General features: G+C 44.1%; 11 protein-coding genes. 7 read left to right on the top strand and 4 right to left on the bottom strand.

Annotated features, from left to right (window positions below):
- Position 1: 1 nt before the first annotated feature.
- The 5 genes from infB to rpsO all read left to right on the top strand — a co-directional run bounded on the left by infB (position 2) and on the right by rpsO (position 5957).
- The gene (infB, locus tag NO989_RS10265; RefSeq protein ID WP_061485723.1) at positions 2-2608 is read left to right on the top strand and encodes a translation initiation factor IF-2; all 2607 of its coding nucleotides are present in this window, start codon (positions 2-4) and stop codon (positions 2606-2608) included.
- 114 nt (positions 2609-2722) lie between these two features.
- The gene (gene rbfA / locus NO989_RS10260; RefSeq protein WP_014949257.1) at positions 2723-3124 is read left to right on the top strand and encodes a 30S ribosome-binding factor RbfA; all 402 of its coding nucleotides are present in this window, start codon (positions 2723-2725) and stop codon (positions 3122-3124) included.
- Positions 3125-4096 carry a tRNA pseudouridine(55) synthase TruB gene (truB, locus tag NO989_RS10255; RefSeq protein WP_061485725.1) on the top strand — a complete coding sequence of 324 codons (972 nt, stop codon included), beginning with the start codon at positions 3125-3127 and terminating at the stop codon, positions 4094-4096.
- Between the two features lie 193 nt (positions 4097-4289).
- Positions 4290-5576, top strand: coding sequence for a hypothetical protein (locus NO989_RS10250; protein ID WP_061485728.1), 1287 nt, complete (start codon positions 4290-4292; stop codon positions 5574-5576).
- A gap of 111 nt (positions 5577-5687) precedes the next feature.
- Positions 5688-5957: a 30S ribosomal protein S15 gene (gene rpsO, locus NO989_RS10245; RefSeq protein ID WP_012518257.1), complete on the top strand. Its 270-nt coding sequence runs from the start codon at positions 5688-5690 to the stop codon at positions 5955-5957.
- Positions 5958-6078: 121 nt separating this feature from the next.
- Here the strand turns inward: rpsO and NO989_RS10240 are convergent, their stop codons facing one another.
- The 4 genes from NO989_RS10240 to NO989_RS10225 form a co-directional block, all read right to left on the bottom strand.
- Positions 6079-8376 (bottom strand): diguanylate cyclase domain-containing protein, encoded by a 2298-nt coding sequence (locus NO989_RS10240; protein WP_061485730.1) that lies wholly within the window; start codon positions 8374-8376, stop codon positions 6079-6081.
- A gap of 110 nt (positions 8377-8486) precedes the next feature.
- The gene (rluF, locus tag NO989_RS10235; protein ID WP_061485732.1) at positions 8487-9245 is read right to left on the bottom strand and encodes a 23S rRNA pseudouridine(2604) synthase RluF; all 759 of its coding nucleotides are present in this window, start codon (positions 9243-9245) and stop codon (positions 8487-8489) included.
- 141 nt (positions 9246-9386) lie between these two features.
- Positions 9387-10199 carry a hypothetical protein gene (locus tag NO989_RS10230; protein ID WP_061485734.1) on the bottom strand — a complete coding sequence of 271 codons (813 nt, stop codon included), beginning with the start codon at positions 10197-10199 and terminating at the stop codon, positions 9387-9389.
- Positions 10200-10390: 191 nt separating this feature from the next.
- Positions 10391-11947: a bifunctional GNAT family N-acetyltransferase/carbon-nitrogen hydrolase family protein gene (locus NO989_RS10225; RefSeq protein WP_014949262.1), complete on the bottom strand. Its 1557-nt coding sequence runs from the start codon at positions 11945-11947 to the stop codon at positions 10391-10393.
- 426 nt (positions 11948-12373) lie between these two features.
- On the opposite strand from NO989_RS10225, the gene NO989_RS10220 reads away from it, so the two are divergent.
- Both NO989_RS10220 and NO989_RS10215 read left to right on the top strand, forming a co-directional pair.
- Entirely contained in the window at positions 12374-13045 is a 672-nt protein-coding gene (locus NO989_RS10220) for a 2OG-Fe(II) oxygenase (protein WP_014949263.1), read from the top strand.
- Between the two features lie 208 nt (positions 13046-13253).
- The gene (locus NO989_RS10215; RefSeq protein ID WP_371342488.1) at positions 13254-14939 is read left to right on the top strand and encodes a response regulator; all 1686 of its coding nucleotides are present in this window, start codon (positions 13254-13256) and stop codon (positions 14937-14939) included.
- The last annotated feature ends 139 nt before the right edge of the window (positions 14940-15078 follow it).

Below are 15078 nucleotides of genomic sequence, written 5' to 3'. Positions count from 1 at the left end.
AATGGCAGATGTATCTATTGAAAAGCTCGCCAGCGACATTGGTACGACCGTTGACCGATTGGTTGGCCAGTTTAAAGACGCGGGTATCACTAAGAATGCCGGCGATCAGGTAAACGAAGACGAGAAACAAAAACTATTGGATCATTTAAGTAAGCAACACGGCAGCGCAGCTGAACCGACACGTATGACACTTAAGCGTAAGACAACCAGCACGCTAAGTGTTGGTAAGTCTAAAGAAGTGAAAGTAGAAGTACGTAAAAAGCGCACTTACGTTAAGCGTAGCGATGTTGAAGAACAGCAGCGTCAAGCGGAAGAAGAGGCGAAGCGTCTTGAAGAAGAAGCACGTCTGAAGCGCGAAGCGGAAGAAAAAGCAGCAGCTGAAGCGAAAAAAGCAGCTGAAGAGAAAGCACGTAAAGCTGAAGAAGCGAAGAAAGCTGCTGAAGAAGAGCGTGCTCGTCGTGCAGAACAAGCGAAAAAAGAAGCTGAAGCACGTAAGGCCGACGAACCTGAGCTAACTGAAGCTGAAAAAGCGGAAGCTGAAGCGGCTCGTCAGGAAGAAGAGCGTCTGCGCAAAGCGCAAGAAGAAGAAGCGCAGAAGAAGCTTGAAGAAGACGCGAAGAAAGCGGCTGATGAAGCGCGCAAACTTGCTGAAGAGAACGAGCGTCGCTGGAAGGAAGAAGAAGAGCGTCGTAAGAAAGAAGAAGCTGAAGAAGTTCACTTGCACTCTAACCGTTATGCTCAAGAAGCTGAAGACGAAGAAGACATGCAGGTTGAGCGTTCATCACGCCGTCGTCGTAAGTCGAAGAAAAATGCGGGTGAGCATCTTAAGCAAGGCTTTAACAAGCCAGCTGCACCTGTAGAGCGTGTAGTTAAGCTTGGCGCAACCATCACCGTTGGCGAACTTGCAAGTAAACTTGCAATTAAGTCTAACGAAGTTATCAAAACGATGATGAAGATGGGCGAAATGGCAACCATTAACCAAGTACTAGACCAAGATACAGCGGTACTAGTAATTGAAGAAATGGGTCATAAGTACGAGCTTGTAAACGACAACGCACTTGAAGATGAGTTGTTGGCAGATGGCACTGGCGGTGAAAAAACCACACGTGCACCTGTTGTAACCATCATGGGTCACGTTGACCACGGTAAAACGTCATTGCTTGACTACATTCGTCGCGCGAAAGTTGCAGACGGTGAAGCCGGTGGTATTACCCAGCACATTGGTGCATATAAAGTAGAAACAGAAAATGGCGAAATCACGTTCCTAGATACACCTGGACACGCCGCATTTACCGCAATGCGTGCTCGTGGTGCTACGGCGACGGATATCGTTATTCTTGTTGTTGCTGCAGATGACGGCGTAATGCCTCAAACGAAAGAAGCGGTACAGCACGCTCGCGCTGCTGGTGTACCTCTTATCGTTGCAGTGAACAAAATGGATAAAGAAACAGCTGACCCTGATCGCGTTAAAACTGAGCTATCTCAACTAGAAGTTATCTCAGAGGAGTGGGGCGGTGAGCACCAGTTCTGTAACGTTTCTGCGAAAACAGGTATGGGCGTAGACGAACTGCTTGAAGCTATCGTTCTACAAGCTGAGCTCCTTGACCTTAAAGCAGTAGCTGAGGGCCCAGGTCGCGGTATTGTTATTGAATCTCGCCTTGATAAAGGTCGTGGTCCAGTAGCATCTGTATTGGTTCAAGAAGGCCATTTACGCGCTGGTGACATTCTACTTTGTGGTGAAGAGTACGGCCGTGTTCGTGCAATGCGTGACGAGAACGGTAATGAAATTAAACTTGCGGGCCCTTCTACGCCTGTGGAAGTACTTGGTCTTTCAGGTGTGCCAGTAGCGGGTGAAGACGCAGCCGTTGTTAAAGACGAGCGTAAAGCGCGTGAAGTTGCAGCTAAGCGTCATCAGAAGAAACGTGAACTTAAACTTGCTCGTCAGCAAAAAGCGAAACTTGAAAACATGTTTGCGAACATGGAATCAGGTGACGTTAGCGAACTTAACATCGTACTTAAAGCTGACGTACAGGGCTCTGTAGAAGCAATTTCTGAGTCACTTGTGAAGCTTTCTACGTCTGAAGTGAAAGTGAACATTGTAGGTAGTGGTGTAGGTGGTATCACTGAAACCGACGCAACCCTTGCGGCTGCATCAGGCGCTATCGTACTAGGCTTTAACGTTCGTGCCGATGCAACAGCGCGTCGCGTACTAGAAGCTGAAGAAATTGATTTACGTTACTACAGCGTTATCTATAACCTAATTGACGAAGTGAAAGCGGCCATGAGTGGTATGCTTGCACCAGAATTCAAGCAGGAAATCATTGGTCTTGCAGAAGTACGTGACGTATTTAAGTCACCGAAACTGGGCGCAATTGCGGGCTGTATGGTTACTGAAGGTAACGTTAAGCGTAGCAACCCGATCCGTGTACTTCGCGACAACGTAGTAATTTACGAAGGTGAACTAGAATCACTGCGTCGCTTTAAAGATGACGTACAAGAAGTACGTAACGGTATGGAATGTGGTATCGGCGTTAAGAACTACAACGACGTGAAAGTAGGAGACCAAATCGAGGTCTTCGAAATCGTTGAGGTTAAGCGCGAAATTTAATTGCCTTAGTTAATTCGGCATGTGAAAAACGGGGGCCGAGTGCTCCCGTTTTTGTCTGTATACAGTAAGCAGATTTCACGCATGCCCTGCGTTAAATAAGGAAAGGAGAGTATAATGGCCCGTGAATTTTCACGTACCGACAGAGTCGCTCAGCAAGTCCATAAAGAAGTGGCGAGCATTCTGCAAAATGAATACAAGCACCGCGTTGGCGACATGCCTTTGATCACGGTTTCTGACGTAGATGTGTCGCGCGACCTAGCGCATGCAAAAATCTTTGTGACTATCTACAACAGCACCGAAGAAGAAGGTAAAGCGCAAATTAAACAACTGGCAGAATACAAAAAGTTTATCCGCAGTATTCTAGCTAAACGTATTCGCATGCGCTCAGTGCCTGATCTTCACTTCTTTGAGGATAAGTCGATTGTTGAAGGTATGCGTATCTCTAATCTTGTGTCTCAGACCATCGCAAAAGATGAGTCAAAGCGCGATAAAGACGATCCACAAGAGCAGGAGTAAATGGCAAGACGTCGTAAAGGCCGTGAGATTAACGGCATAGTATTGCTTGATAAACCGCTTGGTGGGTCATCTAACCAACTGCTTCAAAAAGTGCGCTGGCTGTACAAAGCTGCGAAGGCTGGGCATACAGGCGCACTTGATCCACTTGCCAGTGGCATGTTGCCGCTGTGCTTGGGGGAAGCTACAAAGTTTTCTCAGTTTCTTCTGGATGCAGAAAAGACCTACGAGGTAACTGCTCAACTAGGTGTTCGCACCACCACGTCTGACGCCGATGGCGAAGTGGTTGAAGAAAAGCCTGTTGATGTAAGCGAAGAACAAGTACGTGATGCGTGCTTGGCGTTTCTAGGTAAGAGTAAACAAATCCCGTCCATGTTTTCAGCGCTTAAACATCAAGGTAAGCCACTTTATCACTATGCACGTCAAGGTATAGAGATTGAGCGTGAACCTCGTGATATTGAAGTGTATGAATTAGATGTCCTGCGTATTGAACTGCCGTTTGTAGAAATGCGCATTAAATGCAGCAAGGGCACTTATATTCGCTCTATCGTAGATGATTTAGGTCAGAACCTTGGCTGTGGCGCCTACGTGACTCGCTTACACCGTACGGAAGTAGCAGACTATCCTACGGATAAAATGGTCTCGCTGGATAAGTTAATTGAAATTCAGGAATCACTGGAAGAAGGTGACTTTAAAGCGCTGGATGACTTATTGATTCCTATGGATACCGCTGTAAGTCGTTTGCCATTTGTGACCATTAACGACGCTGAAAGAAACCGTTTTGATAACGGCCAATCTGTAAAAGGGATTTGTAGCGAAGTGCTGAGTGAAGGCGTGTCTTACCGCGTTTACCATGGCGTCGATACCAGTGGTATTTTCTTAGGCGTAGGGGAAGGGGTTCTTGACCCGAAAGACCAAGGTATCCCTAAACAGGAAGTGTTTGTTAACCCAAAACGTCGAGTTGTTTATAGTTAGTACTTTGCAATGACCTATATCTAGCAGATTATACTCGTTTAAAGCCTTGCGGTTAACGCAAGGCTTTCTTAATGGCAAATAAAGTAGTATAAAAGGTGCACTATTTAGTGGTAGGTTCTTTATCACTCATACAGATTTCTACTTTCTGCGAAACGTCTTAAGCTGGCGTGGTGTTTTAATTAAGGGATTATTAATGATCAAATGGATTGGCTTATGGCTTTGTTCGCTATGCCTAGTATTTGCTGCGGGTTACTATGTCAATGATAAACGCCCTACAGTCCCCTCAGAAGATTCTGTTCACATAACCAATGTAGGCGACGGTAAAGAGCAACACGTCTCACAAACAGCCTTACTCCCTCAGCAAGGGGAGACCAAGCGTGCTCAGTCACCCAAAGACTCTGCGAGTAAATCTGATAATATTAGCCTAGAAGCCTGGTTTTCCGACAAGCCCAAGCTTAGCTTAAAACAAATAGGCGCCTTAATTATCTCTATAAGCACGATGGGCGAGCAGGCGATTATCGATATGTTATCAAGCATCGATACGTCTATTAGCGACCCAGATGCTGCCATGATTTTGTCAACAATGGTCTCTCGCTTAGTAGAGCTGAACCCCGAAAAAGCCTGGGACCTTGTTGATAACATGAACATTAACTTGGAATCGAAGCAGCAGTTTCGCATATCAGTTATAGCTAACTGGGCTAATCAATCGCCTTCTGACGCCCTTGATTGGTATATTAATAATTCCTCACTTACCTCAGGCATGCTCGAAAACAACATTTACCCTTTACTTATTTTTAGAGAAATGGCAAGTGAGGATATTGATAGCGCCTTTCAGTCTATCGCTCTGCTTGAATCAGAGAATTTAAAAAGTGCGGCCTATAGCGGCATTTTTAGTGTCTTAGAAACATCAGAGCAGTTTCGAGACACGTTATCGTTAATAAAACGTTCGGATGATAAACGGTTAGAAACTAATTTAATAAGTGTTTGGGTACGCAAAGACGTTGAAAGCACTAAAGCTTGGTTCGACACGCTAGATGACAACGAACGAAAAAAAGAGATAAAGCGCGCTGTCTTTGATAGTTATGTAAACCAATCACCTAGTGAAGCTGCTTCCTGGTTTGTAAGACATAGCAGTAGTGAAAACTATCAATCTGATGTTGAACACGCTGCCAGAACTATCGCTTACTTTGAGCCCGACACTGCGCTAAGTTGGGCACAACGTCAAACGAATATTGATACTAAGCAAGTAGTGATTACCTTATTACAAGGAGCAGTTTACAGATCACCGCAATTTGTAGAGCAGAATTTAGATTTAGTCGTAGATCACGACGCTAAGATAAGCATAGCTCACTCGGTATATTCTGCATACGGATACAAAAGTGACCAGCAGGCAAGGGATTTTCTAAACGGTGTCGAATACAAAAGTGAGTTAGCTAAACGTATTAATAAGGTGGAATCGAACCTTAAACGGGTTAATTAATGAAATTACGTCGTTCCGTCCTTGCTAAGTCTGTAAACGTCATTATAATACGGCGCTCATTCCGCTTTGCTGAATTAGTGATCGGCGAAGCATTAATATTAGGAGAATGATATGTCACTAACTAAAGCAGAAACCGCAAAAATCATTGCTGAGTACGGCGTTAAAGAAGGCGACACTGGTTCACCAGAAGTTCAAGTTGCTTTGCTTACTCACAACATCAACAAGCTTCAAGGTCACTTTGCTGATCACAAGAAAGATCACCACTCACGTCGTGGTCTTCTACGTATGGTTAGCCAACGTCGTAAGCTTCTAGACTACCTTAAAGGCAAGAACGCAGAGCGTTACCTTGACCTTATCAAGCGTCTAGGTCTACGTCGATAAGACTAGGTTTCAAGAAAAGCGCCCAATGGGCGCTTTTTTTTTGCAAAAATGTACAGCAAAGTGCAATACGCCCTAGTACATGTATGAAGCCAGCCAATTAACCTTGTGTTTGTGCGACGCGTTAGTTCGACGGTATGTTTTGCTTTTTATCTTCAAACATCCGCTCATCTGCAATGTAAATTAACTCTTCTAGCGTCTTGCCTTCTTCTGGATAGCTCGCGTGACCTATGCTGACGCCAACGCTGAACGCGCCTTGTGTGGTAGTAATAGGCTGTGTAAGCTTTTTAGCAAGTCGGGCTTTAAGTGTCTCTACATTGTATTCAGTGCTTAGCTCGGTGATTACTACGATAAACTCATCACCACCAACCCGTGATGCAATATCGTACACGCGACACATGGATTGAAGCCTTTGTGCAAGCTCAACAAGAACTTCGTCACCGATTGTATGGCCGTATTCGTCATTAATGGGCTTAAATCGATTGAGATCCAGATAAAGTAGCGTACACACCTTATTGTTTCTCTCTAATCGAGGAAGCTCATTTCGCATATAGGTAGATAGGGCAAGCCTATTCGCTAAACCTGTTAGCGTATCGCTATTTGCCAGTTTTCTAATTTTCTGTTCTGCTTCCACTTGCTCGGTGATATCAACATTAATACCAAACATCTTGTTGCCTTCAATGCGACCATAACCGCTAACATGACGATATTTGTCGCCAGCGGCTTTCACTCTAAAAATTGCGTGAAATCCTGAGCTATCTTTTATTGATTGCTCTATCTTTTGCTTCACATTGGCAATATCGTCATCGTGAACTGTGTATTCCCAGTCACTAAATTGACCACTAAAACCAGCTTTGGAGACATTGTAGATTTTATGCATCCACTCATCCCAAATGAGCTCGTTAGTAGCAATGTCCCACTCCCATACACCTATGTGTGCTGCGTCAGCGGCCATAGACATGCGGCGGTTCAACGTTTTAAGCGTCTGTTGAGCTTCCCGCCATTTTGTTACGTCTTCGGATAGTGCCAATATGTATTGAGGGGTGCCGTAGTTGTCATCAATGACGATCTTTTTCGTCTCAAAAAAGCGCGTAACACCACCTATATTGAGTTTGAATTCGTTAACGATTTGCTTTTCAGAACTTGAAAGTAATTGCTTGTCGTCAGATATAAATTTCCTGGCCTCCGCCTCGTCGAATATATCAAAGTCAGATAGCCCCACGAGTGACGCTTTGTCGGTGCCCAATATTTTACTTCCCGCATCATTTACATGGGTAATCGAAAGGCTGTCGGCACGCTTCACAATCAACATATTGGGGAGTGCGTCAAACACCGTTTGTGCAAAAACTTCTTGGTTCTTTACGTCAGACAAATCTTTAACTGTACACACATATGAAATATGGTTTCCCGGCAGCAAATTAATGCGAAGTGTCAAAGGAAAAACCTTTCCGCTTTTCCGAATACCGTCCAGAGTTAAAGGCACGTTGTGCGCTGCGCTATTCTTTGCCGCTTTTTTTAAACCTATCAGGAGTGGCTCATGAGCATGCTCAGAAGGGCACACAAGCTCGCGTATGTGAATGGTCTGAGGAGAAAAACTGTCGAGACCAAACATGCCTAACGCGACAGGGTTGGCGAATTCAACCATGCCGGCACTGTCGAAGGTCAAAACGCCTTCTTGTACTGTATTTAACACCGCGTTATAGCGTTCCAGCAGTAACGTACGTGCTCGTAGCTCAATAAAAATAAGAATAGTAAACGCGAAAAGCATCACCATTAGCATGACCAAATAAGCGAGGTTTTTGGTTTCTGGCTCTTGTAGTATTTGCGTGGAGGGCAGTGAATATACGTGCATAGACAGCATACCGGTGTAATGCATACCGGATATAGCACTGCCCATTATAATGGCGGGAACAATTTGTTTAAGTATTCGCAGTTGCGACGTGGTGACATATTCATGGGTTTTTAAAGCAATACCTGCTAGACCGACGGCAACCACAATAGACAAAGAGAAGTACCAGCCATCGTACGCCATGATGGCATTCATCTGCATTGCCATCATGCCGATGTAGTGCATGCTGCCAATGCCAAGCCCCATATACAAACTGCGAAGCAAAAGCGAGTTAGCTTTATGTGGCAGTTTACTCATCACAACAATACTCGCAAGAATCGCGGGTAACACTGAGAGTAGGGTTATGAAAGGGTCGTACGAAACCTCAAGAGGAAGCTGATAGGCAAGCATTCCAACAAAATGCATCGCCCAAATGCCAAAACCGAGAAAGCACGCTGATGCCAGCGACCAAAATGCTCGCTCATTTTGTAATTCTGTTTGCGACATCTTTGCAGAAAGAACGAAAGAGATAAGGGAGGCAGATATCGCAATAACAACAGAAGCCACCACGAAAAATACATCGTAGTTAGCCAATATTTCAGCACTAGGGGGAAAGTCCTTTACCGAAAAAAAATGATAATGTCAGTTTTTCAAAGTCTTAAATTGTCTTATCAATAAACTACTACTAAATGTAGTAGTTTCATTTATTTACGCAACTCAACTTTGCTCGCTGTTTTTGTAGAAGAGCGAACTGCATTTTGCATAATAGCTAGTTCACGGCTTGTAAGGTTACGCCACTGGCCAGGTTTTAGTGAACCGAGTTCAAGGTGCATGATTCGGGTTCGTTTTAGTTTGGTGACCTCGTACCCTAAAAACTCACACATTCTGCGGATTTGTCGATTAAGACCCTGAGTTAGAATAATGGTAAATGTATTTTTGCCCGTGGGTTTAACCACACAAGGCTTCGTTACCGTCCCTAAAATTGGTACTCCGCGAGACATACGGTTGACGAAGCGCTCACTGATTGGTTGGTTAACCGTAACTTCGTATTCTTTGTCATGAGCATTTTCAGCGCGCAGGATCTTGTTCACGATGTCCCCATCGCTGGTTAAAATGATTAAGCCTTCCGATGGTTTATCTAACCTTCCTACGGGGAAAATACGTTCTTTGTGACCGATAGCGTCAATAATGTTGCCTTTGACATGACGCTCAGTCGTGCAGGTGATACCAATGGGTTTGTTATAGACAATATATACGCGATCTGACTTGTCTGAGGCAACTGCGCCCACAACTTTACCGTCTACCTTTACAGTGTCACCAGGCCCCACTTTCGTACCCAGTTCAGGTGGTTGGTTATTAACGGTAACGCGATTTTGCTCAATGAGTTTATCCGCTTCACGGCGAGAACACAGGCCAGTGTCGCTAATATATTTATTTAAACGTTTGGGCGCTTGCTCACTCATTGTGCATTAGGTCCTATTGATTTCAAAAGAGGGAATATTATCACGGCAAAAAGAAAGGGGCGATTCGCCCCTTTCTTTTTTATGCGTTAAACCGTGGTTTTTATTCTCGGCTGTATACTATTACAACAGATTTAATCAGGTTTACTGGTTACCTGCAGCTGAAGGAGCCGAGCCACTTCCACCCGTTGAACCACCGCTAGATACTACTTTGGTGGCTATATCGCGAATTTCGTTTTCCAAACTGGTAATGCGGCCAGATAAGGTCGTATTGCGTTGCTCTAACACAGACAGTTTGTCGGTTAAATTGCGTACGCTTTGCTGAGCGCTTTGTTTATCGCTTGCTGCTTGCTCAAGTTGAACATTAACAGCGAGCAGTTCATCAGCTAACGAAGCAAGTTGATTCTTAACCGAGCCAATGGCCGCCGCTTGCGATTTTACATTTTCTGAAACTGAGTTGATGTTCTTATTCAAGGCGTTTTGAACGTTACCTACGCGGTCGCCAAGATCAGCAATCTCTTGTTGATTACGACGCCAAGCTGACGCCCACAACTTATCCATTTGTTCCCAAAGCTCGTTTGTCTTGTTGGTTAGCTCAGTAACTTTAACTTGCAGGGCAACAGTAGATTCACCAATTTCTTCACCTGTAGCAGATAATTTGTTTTCTAACTGCAAAATGCGCTGCTCCGCTTGCTCAGCAACTGCTTTCTGTTGCTCAAGCATGGTGTACAGGTAATAGCAACCACCACAGGCAGCCAAGGCGACGACGGCAACGAGTACAACCCAGATTCCACTACCGTTTCCACCACCAGAGGGTTGGCGGTTTGCTGATGGGGCAGATGAAGGTGGAGGCGTTGCTTTTGTTGGCGCCGCCTGACGTTTTGTTTGGTAATCACGACGGTCTTCTTCATCCAATCTAATGGTTGGAAACTCATCGTTTTTCGAATTATTTGCCATAGTAAATTTATAATCTCGTTATGTAGTGCTAACTTCATCGCATTTAGATGCTTTAACTCAATAAGAAGACAGCACATTTATATTTGCGCGCTCAGGCATGTTATCGCTAAATTAAAGGAAATTCTACGGCTTATGCTCAATGTCAATTATACATAAGCCATAAAATCCGAGAATTCCCTTAAAGCGTAGCGCTACTGCTTATCGCCGATCCATTCAACGCGATACAAATCTCGTCTTCTATCAAGGTAATTCCGCACAGAACCTTCATTTTGAAGCTTAGTGAGTTTATCCAAATCCAAATCAACAATGAGCGTCATTTCTGTGTTTGGCGTGGTCTCAGAGACAATTGCGTCATGTGGGAACGCGAAATCACTTGGCGAGAAAACCGCGGTTTGCCCATATTGAATATCTACATTGTCCACTTTGGGTAAGTTACCTACGCTACCTGCAATTGCCACGTAGCATTCGTTTTCAATAGCGCGGGCCTGCGCACAGCGTCGCACGCGCAAATAACCGTTTTTGGTATCTGTCCAGAAGGGGACAAACAAAATTTGCATTTCCTGATCGGCAAGAATACGCGCAAGCTCTGGAAACTCCACGTCATAGCAGATCAAAACGCCGATTTTGCCGAAGTCGGTATCAAATGTCTTAAGGCTGTTTCCGCCTTTCATTATCCAATCTTCTTTTTCGTGAGGTGTTGGATGAAGTTTATACTGGCTTTCAATCGTGCCGTCGCGTTTGCAAATGTAGCTGACGTTATAGAGCTCTTCCTCTTCTACCACAGGCATCGAACCTGCGATAATCGTAATATTGTACGATACGGCCAAATGAGACACGGCAGTTAAAATCTCATCGGTATAGGTCGCTAAATGCCAAATTGCATCAATTGATGAATCTGACGGGCTTAGGCCCATTAATGGCGCGTTGAAAAACTCAGGGAACAGGGCAACGTCGCAAGAATAGTCAGACAAGGCATCGACGAAGTACTCTACTTGTTGTAAAAGTTCTTCTACATTATTGAAGTAACGCATTTGCCATTGAATACATCCGATTCGCGCGCTGGTCTTCCTGCTGGCGATGAGGGAAGGCGTGCCCGGTTCATAATAAATATTGTGCCACTGAAGTAGCGTCGCATAACCCTGAGAGGCCTCATCCTCTGGAAGGTAAGCCGACATGACTTGCTTGACTTCAAATCCATTTGAAAGTTGAAAAGTTAAAATGGGGTCGTAGATGTCTTTGAGCTTTACTTGCTCAATGTATTCATAAGGCGACAGCTCATGCGCATGGTTTTTATAGTTCGGGATTCGACCGCCTGCCATAATGGATTTTAGATTCAAATTACGACAGAGCTCTTTACGCGCTTCGTAGAGACGACGACCAAGGCGTAGACCTCGATACTCGGGTGAAACAATTACTTCAACACCATAAAGCACATCACCGTTAGGATCGTGTGTGGTCAAATAAGCATCACCAGTAATTTCATCGTAGCTGTGTTTATCCCCAAACTGGTCATAATCTACAATCACTGAAATGGCGAAAGCGACCACTTTGCCTTTATCTTCAATACATATTTGCCCATCGGGAAATGTAGTAACTTGGGCTTTATAGTTAGAGTAAGGCCATGCGCCTCCAACGTTGGCGTATACCTCATCCATTAACGCTTTAACATCGTTGTAGTCGTCCAGTCTCAAGTTTCTTAAGTCTAGATGATGTTCCGTTTCTTCTATTTGTGTTTGATCTTGACTCATGGGTTACTCTTTTTGCTAAAAAATTTAATACGTACATTGCGTATATCTTTACTAAACCGCCTTGCCATGCGTTTTTCAACTGTTAATTACAATCCGTATGTGCAGACGTAATGGCAACGGAAACAAGGGCAGAAGAAAAGTCTTTCAATCAACCCTCTTAAAATATACACCTCGGTTTACTTATTGATTTAGTTTACCTTTACCGTCATTTGCTCACTTTATAATTGATATTAAATAAGCAAGAAGCGTGCGACTTCTTAACGACAAATAATTTTTCTTTTATCGATAAAAAAATAGCGCGGAAAATGCGTGGTGATGCAATTGCTATAGGATTCAACCCCGCGTATAAGTTCGCTAGTTTTTTAACTTACACAACCCGCTCCTAACTACACGATTAGTTAACCGCTCAAAGGTAGAAATGCTCTGATGAATAGAGAACAACTTGCATCGTATCAGCCTCTTCACGTTTTCGATGAAGCCATATTTGAAAATATCGTCGATGACTTAGTCACGAAAGGCTTTTCTATTCAAGAGCATGGTTTACCTGATTTCATTACACAAGCACTTTTGGCCTGCCAGCGTTCAATCTCTGAAGCTGAATATCAAGCGGCAGGTATTGGTCGCGCAGAGAATTATCAAAAAGCTGAAAAAGTAAGAGGGGACGAGATTTGCTGGATTACAGGTTCATCTAGCGAAGGCGCTTTGTGGCTTTCATGGTGTGAAGCCATGCAGCAATATGTAAATCGTTCGCTTTTTATGGGGCTTTTTTCTTTTGAAAGTCATTTTGCCTGCTATGAGCCAGGTAAATTTTACAAACGCCATGTAGATGCGTTTAAAGGTCAGGGCAATCGCGTGTTGTCTTTAGTCGCCTATTTGAATGACGACTGGACTTCAGAAGATGGGGGAGAACTCGTGCTCTACGCTGATGAAAGTGATCTAATTGGAACAAGGGTGCTGCCAACGAAAGGCACTTTTGTTGTCTTTTTGAGCGAACAATTCCCTCATGAAGTATTACCTGCTGCCCGCAGCCGTCACTCGGTTGCAGGTTGGTTTAGGGTTAACGGAAGCGTTAACGACGCGATTGATCCGCCTCGCTAAAAGCACTAATCACGTTGTGAAACGCACGTGTATCTAAAAACCAAGACTTATGTATAATAAGTTTAGGCTGTATGCGCGCTATTATTACAAAACTGGTTTGAATTATGGGCCAGCTCCTCTCGCGCACAGCTCGCGCAACATTGTGCCGTCGCAATAGCAAGTATTCTATTACGACGCTTAGGGAAAAGACGTTAGAAGTGATTGGTAAATGCTGGAAAAAATACCTGCCCCAACCCCAAGAGAAGAATTACATGTGCTGGTTATCGATAACCAGGGGCTTGTACATGATGTAGTGTCATCAGCTTTGCATGAAATTGGAATAAAAAACGTAAGCAGTGCTTTTAATGCCTTTCACGCGAAAAGGTTATGTGCTGCAAGACAATACGACTTTGTTTTACTGGCGTTTAACGTCAGTCACGACAAAGATGGCTTTCACCTTTTTGAAGAATTAAAACACCTCAATCACATCAACGACACCACCACGGTCATTTTTCTCAGTGCAGAGACATCGCCTGAATTGGTTAATTGTATTGTTGAATTGCAACCGGATGACTTTTGGGTCAAACCTCTTCAGCGCAACAAAATTGAGCTGCGTTTGGAATACCTTATCCAGATAAGGTTAAAGCTACATAAAATGCTTCATTGTATGCAGGTAGGGGACTATTCCACTGCTATGTATTATGCAGAGCGCCAGTTAAAAGATCCTTCGCTATCGGAGTATCACACCAGAATTAAACGCTTAATTGGTGATTGCTTATTGCAGCTTCGCGATTATCAAACTGCGGAAGACTACTTTAGAAGCTTATTGCAGAGCATGGATCATGCGTGGGTTCACATTGGTTTAACCCGGTCGTTGCTTCGACAAGATGAATTAGAAGAAGCCCAGCTACTGGTTGATGACTTATTGCAGCGCCACGACACGCGATTCTTAACCTTTGACTTGCTTGCTCAGTATTTTATTGAAAAAGAGCAGTTCGATATTGCCTACGAACAAATGAAAGAGGCGAGTAGGCTAGCACCTCGCAATATTGAGCGTAACAAACGGTTATGGGATCTTGCTCGATTGAACCACGATAAGGCAGGACAACTTTCAGCCGTTCAAAATATGGCAAAGTTTGCTAAAAATTCTATCCATGACTCACCTCAGCTAACGCTCAATGTTATTCGTTCAACCATTGATTTAGCCACAAGTCTTGGCAGTACAGAAGGCGAACGCTATATGAAACGCGCAGAATCTGAACTGGAAGAATTGAAGCAACAAAAGGGCATGCAGTCTCAGCTTGGCGAGCAGATTGACGTCGTAAAAGCGCGTGTCTTTTGCTTGCGAGACGACAAAAAAGGGGCTGAAAAGTTGATGAAGAATCGTTCGGCATCTACCGACGGCCTCTCAATGGAAGATAGCCTCGATAAAATGAAAGCATTTCACGAGTTAGGAATGCGTGAACACTGTGTGAGTATTTTAGATAAGCTTAGAAAGCAAATTGAAGGGGACACGTTTACTTCTCAAGTGGTAAATGAATACCTGAATCAAGAGTCGATTGAACGTACTGAAATTCAATTTACCACAAAAGAGCTTAAGCAAATGGCTGCGGTTAACTACAAAGAGAACCGGTTGTCGCCAGCTTTCAACAATTTACGTCAGGCACTAACACTGTCGCCTAAAGACAAACAAGTTGCACTTAGCTTGTTAAAAGTTATTACTCAAATCCACTTAGGGGATAATTTAACAGACGAGCAGATGGAAGCGGCCCATAAAGCGGCGAAGCTTCTCTTAAGTAGTGACTTGTCGCCAACCCAGGCTGAAAAGCGCGATCAGTACATAAGCCGAATCGGCATTGAGGTGGATGACAGTAACGCTGCTGACTTAGTCGGTGTGGTAGCTGTTAAAGCATAACGGTTACTACACAGATTGTCATTGAAAAGAGTACCAATAAAAAAGCTGCCTCCATTGAGGCAGCTCAGACTGTTGAAAAAGCCCTAGACGAAAGTCTGGGGCTTTGATCTAATAGGCATAGTGAAATTCGGAGTGTTCA

The sequence above is a fragment of the Alteromonas sp. DY56-G5 genome (assembly GCF_041414725.1).
Classification (GTDB): domain Bacteria; phylum Pseudomonadota; class Gammaproteobacteria; order Enterobacterales; family Alteromonadaceae; genus Alteromonas; species Alteromonas macleodii.
The sequence above is the reverse complement of the archived record's forward strand: the minus strand, read 5'-3'. Positions and strand labels throughout refer to the sequence as shown.

Bases quoted from the DNA above. Each gene is read 5' to 3' on its own strand.
- rpsO (WP_012518257.1), top strand. From the start codon at position 5,688: ATGTCACTAACTAAAGCAGAAACCGCAAAAATCATTGCTGAGTACGGC.
- rbfA (WP_014949257.1), top strand. From the start codon at position 2,723: ATGGCCCGTGAATTTTCACGTACCGACAGAGTCGCTCAGCAAGTCCAT.
- NO989_RS10215 (WP_371342488.1), top strand. From the start codon at position 13,254: ATGCTGGAAAAAATACCTGCCCCAACCCCAAGAGAAGAATTACATGTG.
- infB (WP_061485723.1), top strand. From the start codon at position 2: ATGGCAGATGTATCTATTGAAAAGCTCGCCAGCGACATTGGTACGACC.
- NO989_RS10230 (WP_061485734.1), bottom strand. From the start codon at position 10,199: ATGGCAAATAATTCGAAAAACGATGAGTTTCCAACCATTAGATTGGAT.
- rluF (WP_061485732.1), bottom strand. From the start codon at position 9,245: ATGAGTGAGCAAGCGCCCAAACGTTTAAATAAATATATTAGCGACACT.
- NO989_RS10250 (WP_061485728.1), top strand. From the start codon at position 4,290: ATGATCAAATGGATTGGCTTATGGCTTTGTTCGCTATGCCTAGTATTT.
- NO989_RS10225 (WP_014949262.1), bottom strand. From the start codon at position 11,947: ATGAGTCAAGATCAAACACAAATAGAAGAAACGGAACATCATCTAGAC.
- truB (WP_061485725.1), top strand. From the start codon at position 3,125: ATGGCAAGACGTCGTAAAGGCCGTGAGATTAACGGCATAGTATTGCTT.
- NO989_RS10220 (WP_014949263.1), top strand. From the start codon at position 12,374: ATGAATAGAGAACAACTTGCATCGTATCAGCCTCTTCACGTTTTCGAT.